At 36.1% G+C, this 13,306-nt stretch carries 13 protein-coding genes; 8 read left to right on the top strand and 5 right to left on the bottom strand.

Annotated elements, in window-relative coordinates; genetic code table 11:
• The 7 genes from AC4IFE_RS18925 (at position 1) to AC4IFE_RS18895 (ending at position 9,454) form a co-directional block, all read left to right on the top strand.
• Positions 1-591 carry a hypothetical protein gene (locus tag AC4IFE_RS18925; protein WP_490758677.1) on the top strand — a complete coding sequence of 197 codons (591 nt, stop codon included), beginning with the start codon at positions 1-3 and terminating at the stop codon, positions 589-591.
• A 138-nt stretch (positions 592-729) separates the two neighbouring features.
• Positions 730-2,064: a trigger factor gene (locus AC4IFE_RS18920; RefSeq protein ID WP_490758676.1), complete on the top strand. Its 1,335-nt coding sequence runs from the start codon at positions 730-732 to the stop codon at positions 2,062-2,064.
• A gap of 278 nt (positions 2,065-2,342) precedes the next feature.
• Positions 2,343-3,029: a hypothetical protein gene (locus AC4IFE_RS18915; RefSeq protein ID WP_490758675.1), complete on the top strand. Its 687-nt coding sequence runs from the start codon at positions 2,343-2,345 to the stop codon at positions 3,027-3,029.
• 152 nt (positions 3,030-3,181) lie between these two features.
• Entirely contained in the window at positions 3,182-6,040 is a 2,859-nt protein-coding gene (locus AC4IFE_RS18910; protein WP_490758674.1) for a M16 family metallopeptidase, read from the top strand.
• Between the two features lie 170 nt (positions 6,041-6,210).
• Positions 6,211-8,427, top strand: a complete 2,217-nt coding sequence (locus tag AC4IFE_RS18905; RefSeq protein ID WP_490758673.1) for a cysteine peptidase family C39 domain-containing protein — start codon at positions 6,211-6,213, stop codon at positions 8,425-8,427.
• Between the two features lie 4 nt (positions 8,428-8,431).
• On the top strand, positions 8,432-8,929 hold the full coding sequence (locus AC4IFE_RS18900; protein WP_072921720.1) for a hypothetical protein: 498 nt from the start codon (positions 8,432-8,434) through the stop codon (positions 8,927-8,929).
• Positions 8,930-8,959: 30 nt separating this feature from the next.
• Entirely contained in the window at positions 8,960-9,454 is a 495-nt protein-coding gene (locus AC4IFE_RS18895; RefSeq protein WP_490758672.1) for a hypothetical protein, read from the top strand.
• A 57-nt stretch (positions 9,455-9,511) separates the two neighbouring features.
• On the opposite strand, the gene AC4IFE_RS18890 is transcribed toward AC4IFE_RS18895, so the two are convergent.
• The 3 genes from AC4IFE_RS18890 to AC4IFE_RS18880 form a co-directional block, all read right to left on the bottom strand.
• On the bottom strand, positions 9,512-9,877 hold the full coding sequence (locus tag AC4IFE_RS18890; RefSeq protein ID WP_490758671.1) for a helix-turn-helix domain-containing protein: 366 nt from the start codon (positions 9,875-9,877) through the stop codon (positions 9,512-9,514).
• Positions 9,878-10,282: 405 nt separating this feature from the next.
• Positions 10,283-10,867 (bottom strand): DUF3109 family protein, encoded by a 585-nt coding sequence (locus AC4IFE_RS18885; RefSeq protein WP_490758670.1) that lies wholly within the window; start codon positions 10,865-10,867, stop codon positions 10,283-10,285.
• A 5-nt stretch (positions 10,868-10,872) separates the two neighbouring features.
• Positions 10,873-11,778, bottom strand: a complete 906-nt coding sequence (locus tag AC4IFE_RS18880; protein ID WP_490758669.1) for a DUF6427 family protein — start codon at positions 11,776-11,778, stop codon at positions 10,873-10,875.
• Between the two features lie 42 nt (positions 11,779-11,820).
• Here AC4IFE_RS18880 and AC4IFE_RS18875 point away from each other — a divergent pair, with 42 nt between their 5' ends.
• Complete coding sequence (locus tag AC4IFE_RS18875; protein WP_474928414.1) at positions 11,821-12,054, top strand: DUF6341 family protein; 234 nt, start codon at positions 11,821-11,823, stop codon at positions 12,052-12,054.
• A gap of 76 nt (positions 12,055-12,130) precedes the next feature.
• On the opposite strand, the gene AC4IFE_RS18870 is transcribed toward AC4IFE_RS18875, so the two are convergent.
• Together AC4IFE_RS18870 and AC4IFE_RS18865 are read right to left on the bottom strand one after the other, a co-directional pair.
• Complete coding sequence (locus AC4IFE_RS18870; protein WP_111956352.1) at positions 12,131-12,568, bottom strand: universal stress protein; 438 nt, start codon at positions 12,566-12,568, stop codon at positions 12,131-12,133.
• 59 nt (positions 12,569-12,627) lie between these two features.
• On the bottom strand, positions 12,628-13,233 hold the full coding sequence (locus AC4IFE_RS18865; RefSeq protein WP_490758668.1) for a fumarylacetoacetate hydrolase family protein: 606 nt from the start codon (positions 13,231-13,233) through the stop codon (positions 12,628-12,630).
• Positions 13,234-13,306 lie beyond the last annotated feature (73 nt).

Here is a 13,306-nt window from a genome sequence, read left to right as displayed (position 1 = left end):
ATGAAAAATATTTTTAAAAATACAACACTTATTATAAGTCTATTGATGATTGCTTTTTCTTTAAGCCTAACTTCTTGTAACCGTGGAGATGACGATGAAAAAGATGATCTTCCACAGGAGGAACTTTCTGATGTTCTGCTGAAAGTAACGGATGAAGCTACGGGAACAGCGGTAACTTATGATTATCAGGTAAACAGCACCAGTAACCCTAATGTTAAATTAGTCAACGGACATACCTACAATGTGGAAGTTATTTTCAAAAATGGGGACGAAGACGCCAACGAAGAGATCGAAACGGCAAAAGACGAACACTTTTTAGTATACAACTTCCCTAATTCTGATATTGTAATGACGCGTACTGACGGTGCTGCTTCTACAAGAGCAGACGGCAAACGTGTAGGACTCAAAACGAAGTGGGTAGTCAATACAGCGGTTAAAAATGCTTCTGCCCCAAGTCAACTTGTTCTGACGCTGTACCATGAGCCGGTTTCTGTCTCTGAAGCTTCTGCTGTAAGTGGAAATGGAGTAGTATACGGTGTGCAGTCCGGCGGGGAAACTGATGCTCAGGCAACCTACAATCTGATCAATTAAAAAGATAAACCTAATGGTAAAGCCGCTGAGATTTTCAGCGGTTTTTTATTTATGCACATTTGAATGCTAAGAATTGATTATAAGTAGGTAATTCTCATAAAAATTTCATATTTTTGCAACCTAAAATTTTAATCAATAATGAAGGTTACCGCACAAAACCATGATGACGTAAGTGCATTACTTACAGTGACATTGGAAAAATCTGACTACAAAGAAAAAGTAGAAAAGCAGTTGATTAATTATGCTAAAAATGCGCAAGTTCCTGGTTTCAGAAAAGGGAAAGTGCCTTTGAGTATGGTTAAAAAACAATATGAAGCAGGTATTGCATTCGAAGAAATCAACAAACAGGTTTCTGACGCATTGAATAACTATGTTAACGAAAACAAGTTAAGATTAGTTGGTCAGCCTGTTCCTCAGCCAGTAAACCAACTGGATTACAACGCTGAAAAAATTGAAGTTGCTTTCGAAGTAGGATACGAGCCTGAATTCACTATAGATTTAGCTAAATATGAAGCTCCTCATTATAAAGTAGAGGCTTCTGACAAAGAAATTACGAAGAGCATTGAGAACATGCAGAAGCGTTTTGCAGAGCAGGTTCCTCAGGATAAAATCACTAAAGATTCTTATGTAGCTTTGGAGATTTCTCAGGTTGTAGAAGAAGATGCTGAAGGAGAGCACCACCACCACCCAAAGAACGTTACCATTACTGCTGAAAACAAAGAAGCTTTCAAATTGGTAAAAGCTTTGAAAATGGACGGTTCTGTAAAAGTATCTAAAGAAACTCTTGCAGGTGACGAAGAATTGGCTAAAGAATTAGGATTCAGCAAAGAAGAAGTTGAGCATTTACACCATGCTGAAGTAGAAGTTAAAGTAAAAGATTTCTATTCATTGAACCTTGCTGAACTTAACCAGGAGCTATTCGATAAAGTTTACGGAGAAGGGACAATCAAATCTGAAGAAGAACTTAAAGAAAAAGTAAAATCTGAGCTGGATGAGTACTTCCAGCAGAATGCTGACGTTCACTATGTGAATAAAGTATTGGAGCAGGTTACTGAAAAAGAAGAAGTGAAGCTTCCTGAAGATTTCCTTGTAAAATGGTTATTGTTCTCTAACCAGAATATCCAGTCTGAAGAACAGGCTAAAGGAATTCTTGAAGCAGAGAAAAACCAGTTAAGATACCAGATCATTGAAGGTAAATTAATGACGGATAACGATATCCAGTTAGACTATGCTGATGTATTGGCACAGGCTGAGCAATTGGTAAGAAACCAGTTGGCTATCTACGGAATCCACCACTTAGGTGATGAGGAAATCCAGAAATATGCTGTTGAAATGTTGAAAGATCAGGAGCAGGTAAGACAGATTTCTTCTGAAGTGGCTATGGCTAAACTGAAAGATGTAATTCTTGAAAAAGCATCTAAAAAAGAAACTAAAATCTCTCACGACGAGTTTTTAGAAGAGCTTAAAAAATAATGTATTCCGATATAAATATTTCAGAACCTCCGAGAAATCGGAGGTTTTTTTATCTCAGGGCCAAATTTATATTTCTTTTAATATATTCCTCATCTTTTATTACCCGAAGTCATCATATATGCCCATTTTACAGAGATAATCTTATCGTTTAATTTCGAATATTCTTAAAAAACCTTAATATATTTAGGGCGGAATTATCCCATATTCTCTATAAATACCCTGTGTTTATTTTCTTGCGGTCAATATTCATATATTTACACCCTAAACTTATTATAGATATGAAAAAGATCATCATCCCGTTTTTCTGTGCCGTACTCTTTGCCGTACCGGCAGCAGCTCAACAGACCAGTGCAGCTCCCGCAAAGACGGAAGCCGTGAAATCTAAGCTGACCCCAAAAGAAGTTATTGATAATTATTATAAAGCTTTGGGTGGTAAAAGCAAATTAGAAGCAGTAAAATCTACGGTTATTGATAATACTCTGAATGTTCAGGGAATGGATATTACCATGAGCACTACAAAAATGGGCAATAAATTTAAATCTGTACAGACTGCAATGGGACAGACGGTAAGCCAGGTTTTTGACGGTGAAAAAGGATATATAGAAAGAGCCGGACAGAAAACCGATTTTCCTGCCGATAATATTGCAGAACTGAAAAAAGGAACAACTATTGAGGCGTTAGCTTTTAACCCTGCCAATTTTCAGACAGTAACAGTAGAAAAACTGGACGCTAAAGAGTACAATGTATTGTCTTCCGATAAAGGAAAATTTTACTTTGATGCCGCTACCGGGCTTTTATACAAATCTTCCATGGGAGAAGGAAATGTTACCATAAAAAATTATATGACAGCAGAAGGCATAAAGTTCCCTTCTGAAGTAGATATTGACGGGAAAGGACAAAAAGTAACAATAAAAACAACTAAAGTGGTTTTAAATACCGTTACATCTGATGCGGATTTTAAATAAGAACTTCCAATTTACAGTACGAAAAGCCGGAGAATATCCGGCTTTTTTGCTGTCTTTTTAATTTTAACTCAAATTTAACTATAATACAAATTGTAAGATTTCTTCAGGTGGTGAATAATTGATACTTTTAGTCCCAAAATAAAATTAATAATATGAAGAAAGTTTTATCCTCATTTGCGGTCATCTTCCTGATGTCTTCAAATGTTTTCGGACAGAATATCCCTTTGGATTCTTCCGTGAGAATTGGTACCCTTCCCAACGGAATGAAGTACTACATTAAAAAAAATACATTACCTGAAAAGAAAGTAGACTTCCGTCTGGCTATCAATGCCGGATCTATTCTTGAAGATGAAAACCAGAGAGGTTTGGCGCACTTTATGGAGCATATGAACTTCAATGGAACCAAGAATTATCCGGACAATAAACTGGTGGATTTTCTACAGTCTATCGGGGTGAAATTCGGACAGCACCTTAACGCCTACACAAGCTTTGACGAAACCGTATACATGCTTCCTGTCCCATTGGATAAACCAGGAAATCTGGATGCAGGACTTAAAGTAATGGAAGATTGGGCTTTTAATGCAACCCTTTCCGATGCACAGATCGATAAAGAAAGAGGAGTTGTTCTGGAAGAACTGAGACTGGGTCTTGGTGCCGACAAAAGAATGGCTGATAAATATCTTCCCAAATTATTATACAAATCTCAATACGCAGACAGACTTCCGATCGGTAAAAAAGAGGTACTGGAAAACTTCAAGCCGGATGTGATCCGAAAATTCCATCAGGATTGGTACAGACCGGATCTTATGGCGATTGTAGTGGTGGGAGATATCAATGTAGATGAAGTTGAGAAGAAAATCAAAGATAATTTCAGCAAATATAAAAACCCTTCCAAACCAAGAGAAAGAAAAGTATTTGATCTGCCTAATCATAAAGAAACATTAGTAGCCATAGAAACTGATCCGGATGCTACAAATTCAATGGTTCAGTTCATTATGAAAGATGCCGAGGCATATCGGCCGGATGTAACCGTTGAGCAGTACAACCAAAGCATTGTAGAAGGTCTTTCCACCACAATGCTTAACAATAGATTAAAGGAACTGATCAATTCAAATAATCCACCTTTTACCTTCGGATCGGTTTATCATGGAGGAACTTATGCAAGAAGTAAAGAAGCTTTCCAGGGATTTGCCATGGTAAAAGAAGGAAACCAGTTAAACGCTCTGAAAGTTCTTTTGGAAGAAGTAGAGAGAGCGAAAAGATTCGGATTTACTCAGACTGAGCTCGACAGGGCAAAATCACAAATGCTGTCCAATCTTGAAAGATCTTATAACAACCGCGACAAGACCGAAAGTGATATGCTGGTAGATGAGTATGTAAGAAACTTCCTGGAGCAGGAACCGATGCCGGGAATTGCCTGGGAATATGAAGATACCAAGTCCTTCCTTCCTAAAGTTACCTTGGCTCAAACCAATGAAGTGATCAAGAAAATGGTGAAGGATGACAGCAGAGTGATTGTCATTACAGGACCTAAGAAAGATAACGTTACAATGCCTACAGAAGCAATGGTTCTGAATACATTTGAATCTGTGAAAATGGCAGATCTTAAGCCTTACGAGGAGAAAGCAGCTATCAAAAACTTAGTGAAGCCTTTCAAATCAGAAGGAAAAATAGCTAAAACAGAAACGGATGCCAAACTGGGAACAACAACCTGGACATTAAGCAACGGAGCAAAAGTGACCTTCAAAAAGACAGATTTCAAAGATGATGAAATTGTATTTTCAGCAAGAAGCTTAGGAGGAAATTCTCTGATCTCAGACGCAGACTTTATCAAAACTCAGTTCGCTTTTGCGGCATTATCTGAAGCAGGAGTAGGTGGATTGTCAAAAGCAGATCTTACCAACTATCTTGCAGGAAAGCAGGTGAGTGTAAATCCAATGATAGGACCTTATTATGAAGGGATTTCAGGAAGAACATCCCAGAAAGATTTAGGAACTGCTATGGAGCTTACGTACGCTTATTTTACAGAATTAAATTACAACCCTGCTGCTTTCAATGCTTATAAAGAAAAGCAGTCTGCAATGCTGGACAACCTGCTGTCTAACCCTCAGGCTTATTTTTCCAATGAACATGCCAAATTCATGAACCAGAAGAACCCGAGATTCATCGGACTATTCCCAATGGAAAAAGACTGGGCGAATACAGATTATAAAAAAGCATACGACATCTACAAAGAGAAATTTGGCAATGCCGGAAATTTCCAGTTCTATTTCGTAGGAAATATTGACGAAGCTGTATTTAAAGAGCAGGTGCTGCAGTATATCGGCAGTCTCCCTTCATCCGGAAAAACGTCAACATATAAAGATACGGGCTACAGACAGCTGACCGGGGATCATTCCAAAGTTTACAAAAAAGGAAAAGACCCTAAGAGTCTGGTAACAATCTCTTACAGCGGGGAAACTCCTTACAACGAGAAAGAAGCTTTGGCCCTTGCGGCGCTTGGAGAAGTAGCTACCATTAAAGTGATTGAAAAGCTTAGAGAAGATGAAAGCGGAATTTACGGAGGGGGAGCAAGAGGAAGCATGAATAAAATCCCTTACAGTGCTTACAATTTCAGCATCAGTTTCCCTTGCGGACCTGAAAATGCAGAAAAGCTTACGAAAAGTGCTGTTACCGAACTTCAGAAGCTGATTGATAAAGGTCCTGAACAGAAAGACCTTGACAAATACAAAGAAGGGGAGTACAACGACAACAAAACGGAGCTGAAGGATAATATGTTCTGGCTGAACGCTCTTGCTAAAAATCAGCTGGATGGAAGTGATAAATACGATATCCTGAACTATCAGGAAAAAGTGAAAGCACTTACCGTGAAAGACCTTCAGGATGTTGCTAAAAAATACCTGGCAAAAGGAAAAATTACAGCAACGCTGATGCCGGAAGACGGATGGGAAAATGCTAAAAAAGAAGAGTCGAAAACAGCCGTAATGGGAGCAACAGTAGTTAAACAGTAGTTAATTTTAAAATAATTGATAAAGAAAAACCGCAGATCAGTCTGCGGTTTTTTGTTATACCATTTTAAGTTTCTAATTCTAATGAGATACGTCAAGTTCTGTCGCATTCAAAGGCTAGCTTTGTTTCAGAAACGTTTTAAGAAAGATTATTAATTCCTTAAACACAATTTATGAAAAATTTAATAGACAGTCTTGATGAATTTGATGAAGAAAGTCAGGCTTTACTGAATAATATTTTTACTTCAGGTAAGATCTTTAATTTTCAGAACCAGCCTGTTAATGCCCTGCAAAGTATAATGACAGATCAAGGCTCTGAAGATTACCGCAGTCCTTTCCATGATTACAGAGGTACTCCTTTGGGTTACTCTTATCTTACAGATGATCCTGTTTCTTCTTTTGCTTCAACAGGAGTGAATGAAGCGGGGGCAAAAGGATATGAATATTATGCACAGGTTCTTCCTTGTGAAACAGGTTCTCAGGTTTACGGGAGCTATCAGGTCAACGAAAGAAAAAAGCAGGCTCTTTTTCTGTTTTACGAGAAGCCCGATTCCAAAAAATCAAACTTTTCAGGTGACTTTTACATTGCCAAGATGGGAGATTATTTTGTGCAGCTTTTCAAAAGATTTCCAGAACCATTATCTTCTAAAGTAAACGGTCAGTTTTTCAGGGATATTACTTCTATGGAAGATGAAGCAGCCTATCTTACACAGTTGGCTTATACTTTTGAAAATGATAAAATTAATGCGGGTTTTGTTCATCAGGCGTTAATGAGAGAATATCAGTTTTATACCGGAGACAGAAGGTTTCAAGAGATCATAGGAAATATTTCTTCTATTCCGGCTGATGCTATAGGATGGTGTGCAGAACAGCTGGAAATGTTAAAACCAACAGAAAAAAATTATAATCCTGAGTTTAAAGATTATGCACCATTAATTCCTCTTATCGGAGGTATTCCGGTTCCCGTTAATATGAATAAGGCCGTGCAGTTCTTTGAAGGTTTGGGAGATAATCCTTTTATTCAGGGTGCTGAGATTGCTTTTTCAAAAGTGTGGTCAATGGTTGAGCAGGCAGCCAATAAGATTGCGAATGCTTCCATTGACCACCTTCCAGATGCCTTTAAAAAGATGATTAATAAAATTTATGGCGTCATTAGTGATATTAAATCTTTTCTCATCAATGTAAAAGAGGATCTTGATGAACTCGCAAAACTGGGTATAGAAATCCTTAAGCTGATTAATGCTTTTTATTGTGGTATTCACAGTGGCCTTGTCAGTCTTATACAGTGTCTGCTATATATTTTAGAATTTCTTTTACAGCCTACAACCACTTTTTCGTACCAGCAATATCTTGAAAGAAGAGATCTGATGGAAAAAGCGGAAGATGTACTGGATTGGGTGACGGAAAATGTTCCTAAATTCTTACAGGGAATAAAAGACCTTTTCAGCTCAAATGGTATTTCAATCTCTGACATGGAAGGAATGCTGAATAAGATGAAAGAATACTTTGGAGATGTTTCCCGTTATACGGTGGCCTTCTTTATAGGTATTATTGCTTTTGAAGTCCTGATTAATATTCTGCTTATTATCTTTACAGGAGGTGCCGGAAATATTGTAAAAGGAGAAACATATCTGGCTAAAATAACGAGCCTATTAAAAGTTTTGTCCCGGGAGACTTTTTCTGTTGTGACTCTTGGAATTCCGGATCTGTTGGCTTTTCTTTCAAGATTTATTGTTAGATTTGGAAAAGCTTGTACCAATGGGTTCAAAGGTTTTTTCAGGTTTATAGAAGAACTGATGCAGGGGGCGAAGAATGGGGCTAAAGCTGAGGATCTGGCTGATGAGGTTCATGATCTGGAAGAAGTAATCATCAGAGGAAGAAAACTTCAACGAGGAGGAGGTGACCCAACAAAATCTTTTGCTGAAAATGCAGGAATCAGAATTGAACGATGGATAAGTGAAAATAAGGTCTTTGGACAATCTATGGATTACACTTGTGTTTCAACTTCTTTAAGAATGGTTTTAGATGATAAGGGAATTATTAAGAGTGAAAAATATCTTGCCAGTGCTTTAAACACGACAACAGATGGAGCAAGAATTCAAGATATTCCTGAGGCATTATATAACAGTTATTTAGATGAAATAGTTGTTATAGCAGAAAACAGAATAACTTTCCCTAAATTATTGGAAAAACTAGAAGATGGAGATAAAGCAATTGTAAGTGTATGGACGGATGAATTTAAAGGTCATGCTGTAGTAATTGAAAAGGTGGAGGCTGAAAAAGTATTTTTAAGAGATCCTTTACCTATGAATCAAGGAACCTCTTATTCTATGAAGATAGAAGATTTTAAAAATATATTTAATAAAAAAGCAGTAATTATTAAAAAATAAAGTGATGACAGAATCAGGAAAGATACAATACAATATAAAAGGAGAAAAACCTTCAAAAGGCTATCAGATAGTTAGAGTAAGAAATATAATCCATTCAAAAGAAGTCTTGGATAATTTCAAGAATGCAGTATTAACATTCTTAAAAAATAAAAACCTTCACTATGAAGATCCAAAATGGGATGAATTATTGCCTCAGGGAATTGTGAATAAAATTAAACAATTAGATGATGATGATTATGGATATGATGAGTTGTTAGATGATATAGATATGACTATCTACAACTTTCAGGATATTAAAAAATGGGAATGGTATAGCTCTTTAGAAACGGAAAAAGGTTTTGATATTATTGTAAAAGGAAAGTTTAATGCTGGACAATTCATTAGCTTTATCCACTGCCAGAATGTTCCATTAGACAATATCAGGATTATAGATGCAGATAAAGAAGAAATTTATGAGTTGAAAACGATTAAAGATTATACTACCTATAAAATTTTAAAATGATTTTGTAAATGCTGTTTTGTAAATAAATTCATGAATGAACAAAGAAACATAAAATACAATATAAAAGGTGAAAAGCTCTCAAAAGGCTATCAAATTGTGAGGGTGAGAAATACAACTAATGCTAAAGAAGTTTTAGATAATTTTAAAAATGCTGTATTGACATTTTTAAAGAATAAAAATCTTCATTACCAAGATCCGAAATGGGAGGGACTTCTTCCACAAGGAATTGTAAATAAAATAAAACAGCTAAATGATGATGACTATAAATATGATGAATTGTTAGATGACATAGATATGACTATCTATAACTTCCAAGATATTAAAAAATGGGAATGGTACAGCTCTTTAGAAACCGAAAAAGGATTTGATATTATTGTAAAAGGTGATTTTAATGCTATGTTCATCAGCTTCATTCACTGCCAGAATGTTCCATTAGATAATATCAGGATCATAGATGTAGATAAAGAAGAAATTTATGAATTAAAAACGATTAAAGATTATACAACCTATAAAATTTTAAAATAAAACTTGAAAAACCATTTCCGTAAAAGAAATGGTTTTTTTATTTCAAATTGGATCAATTTATTTCTTCCCCTCCTTCAGCTTTTTCACTTCATCCTTCAGAAGCTCTATATATTCCTGGAGATTTTTTATAATGGAAAGACTCATTTCATTGTTGAAATGGGTAACATTTCCCATAGCATAAGATCCCGGGCTGTCATTGAATACCGGATTCTGGATAATGGTCTTCGCTTCGTCATCTTCATAAATTTCTTCCATAGGGAGATCCAGAAATCGTGAGATTTTCTCCCACTCATCTTTGAAAATTCTTACATCGCCGCTTTCTTTTCTGCTGTAGTTGGATACATCAGTGGCTATGATGTCGGCGATCTGCTGTTGGGTATAGCCTTTCTGTTTTCTTATGGCACGTAATTTTTCTTTTTGCATAGCCTGTTTTTTTACAAAAATGCGAATTTAAATTGTATTCTTAAAATCCTTCTTAATCTTTTTGAAGGATGTCCTGTGATCAGCGTACAAAATCAGGAATTGATGAACTCTTAAGACTTGTTTTTCCGGTTTTAGAATATAAATTTGTTTAAACTTATATCATATATAGCTGTTCAGTCGCAAAGTCGCAGATTATAATGAAAAAGCCGTTTTTTAAGGCGCAAAGATTTTATCTGCGATAAAATTTACTATAAAGTTTTCCTGAAATCTTTGATTTCCATGCGCCTGAAAATATCTATACAGTTTAAAAACTTTGCGTCTTTGCGATTTTCCAACAAAGAAAGTTTAAACAAATTCTATATGTAAGATCAGAAATCTGCTGTTATCTGTCTGCGGTTTTTTTATTTAAGAGCCATATGCTTTTTTCCATTCATCAGCAGCCTCACTTAAAACATTGTAGAAGTCTTCACCATATTTTCTGGTCAGCGGAGTTTTCAGGAACTTGTAGACAGGAACCTGCAGTTCTTTTCCAAGCGTGCAGGCATCGCTGCATACACTCCATTCGTGGTAGTTCAGGGCAGTAAAAGTAGAATATTCCGTGACACGGATCGGGTAAAGGTGGCAGGAGATCGGTTTCTGCCAGTCTACGGCACCATCTTCATACGCTTTTTCAATGCCACATTTCGTGATTCCTCTTTCGTCGAAGGTTACATAGGCACATTCACGGTCTTCTACCATAGGCGTCACGTACATTCCGTCCTCCGGATCGGTTGTCCATGTTCCCTGTTCCTCAAGGGCTTTGATGCCTTCCTGTGTAAGATAAGGCTTTATTTTATCAAGAATACTGTCTAAAATCTCAAGTTCATCCTTATCTAGCGGAGCCCCTACATCTCCTTCCACACAGCATGCACCTTTACATTTCGTAAGGTTGCAAACAAATTCTTCGGAAAATATATCCTCTGAAATCAATTTATCGTCTATCTGAATCATAATCTTTAAAATAAATTAAAATACGTACCTGCTTTAAAAGCAATCAAACTTATAATGATAAGCCATAAGCTTACCTCCTGCATCCAGTATTTAGGCAAAAATCTCATCATCCTGCTCAGGATAATGCTCGATGGGAATGCCAGAAGCAGTAAATATTCATAGTTTTTATTCATGTACAGAATAATAGTCACCAGCTGGGCCAGTGAGAATACAAGCAAAAACGTGTACTTATATCTGCTTATCGGACTTTTCTTATTATAGTTTTTAAAATGGTCGTATACGGCATAAATAAGCATCAGGAGAATAGGAATTAAAGGGACCAGATCAATATAATCTGTCATAAGCCTCATTTTTCCAAAAGGAAAATAATCAATATTCCATGTCGTGAACCGGAAGAAGAACATAATCGAAAAATAACTGAAAGCAATCAATATAGTTCCTAAAAGAAACCTGAACAGATTTAAGCTTATTTTCTGGGAAGTTGCTATTACGTGAACAATCACGAAAAGAGCCATGGGCCATGTGGTAGGAAGAAAAATAAAGTTCAGCGCAACGATGGCTCCTACCAGAACATAGGATTTTTTTCTGATATCTTCATCCGCACTGGTTAAAAGCAGCAGCAGAAAAGAATTGGTAAGCAGTGAAACAGCAATTCCGATATCCAGATTCCCCGGATAAAGTCCAAAAATAAAAAAAGTATATAAAAATAACGGCAGATGCGTCTGGTAATTAAGAGCAATACTGTGAAAACAAAAATATCCCAAAGCGATTCCCAGGAAAGTTATTCCTGCGATGATTGCTTCATAAGTGTTGAAATTCAGTATGTTAAATATTATGACTACTAAAAGAAGAAAACCAATATAAACAGGAATTGAAAAAATATTGCTTTCTTTTGAAAGTAATTTAAACATTTTTTATAAATTTGTACAAAGTTAATTTAAAAAAGGAAAATAATGACGTCTTTCTGGTTATTCTTAAGTAAAGTTTTCAAATGGACCTTCGGTTTTTTTGATACATTTGGAAATGTTCTAAACTGGATTTTATTTATCGTTTGCTGCGTATTGTTTACTTACTGGTGCTATGTACTGGTTGTAAAACTAGGTGGGGATAAAGATAAAGACTATTATTCTCCGACTGAGGGTAAGAACCCTTACTACGATCCTAAGATCTATAAAAAAGAAGGTTAATTAATTGGTTATATAGTAAAAAACCGATCGGACTTTGGTCTGATCGGTTTTTTTATTAACGATTAAAATTTATTTTTTAGTCGTGGATAGGAAGCACCAGTACAGGAACATGAGAGTCTTTCGTAAGTCCTTTCGTTAAACTTCCTACAAACACATCGTAAATTCCGCTTCTTCCGTGCGATCCCATTACAATATAATCGGCATTTTTGGCTTTTGCATATTCCAGGATGGTATCTTTTGCAATGCCCTGTTTTAATAAATGCTCGCAGTCTATATCATGAGCAATAATCCTTTGCTCAATCTTGTTCAGCTGTATAAGCTCCTCTCTGATCTCATTGGCTTCTACTTCAGGAAAATATTGATATCCCATATCACCGATAGCAAAACCAATATCCGAAGGTGCTACGTGAATCAGAAAAATTCTGCCGTTCAGCTGTTTTGCAAATTTTACAGCTCCATCTACAAGCTGTTCTGTTTTGTCCCCAAAATCTACGGGTAGTACAATATTTATCATGACCTTTAATTTTGTTATTTAAAGATAAGAAAAATTGCCCAGTTTTTTATGTTAAATACTTATAATATTCGGATATCAAGAATTTTATCATCTTTCAGATAAGCTTCAAGAACATCATTTTCATTAACCTTTCCTACCCCTTTTGGAGTACCGGTGAAAATAAGGTCACCTACCCTTAATGTAAAATACTGGGAAGCAAAAGCGATGATATCATCAAAACTGAAAATCATATCTTTTGTATTGCCGTCCTGAACCTCTTCCTTATTTTTCAGTAAAGAGAACTGCAGTCCCTGAAGATCATAATCTTCCTTTTTGAAGAAGTTACCCACCACTGCAGAACCGTCAAAGCCTTTAGCCAATTCCCAGGGAAGGCCTTTGGATTTAAGTTCGCTCTGAAGATCTCTGGCTGTAAAATCTATTCCTAAGCTGATCTCTTCATAATGCTTGTGAGCTGCTTCTTTCTGAATGTATTTTCCCCCTTTTGAAATTTTTACAACAACTTCCAGCTCATAGTGAACGTCATTGGAAAATTCAGGAATATAAAAATCATTTCCCTTCAAAACCGCGGTATCAGGCTTCATGAAAATAACCGGCTTTTCAGGAATTTCGTTTCCTAATTCTTTTGCATGTTCGCTGTAATTTCTTCCTATACAAATGATTTTCATAACTCTTTAATTATTTAATTTAACAGACTGTAGATCTGAATACAGTTCAGTCATGACCAAGCAGTTTTTTATA

Source organism: Chryseobacterium sp. UF-81, from assembly GCF_058245105.1.
The sequence above is the reverse complement of the archived record's forward strand: the minus strand, read 5'-3'. Positions and strand labels throughout refer to the sequence as shown.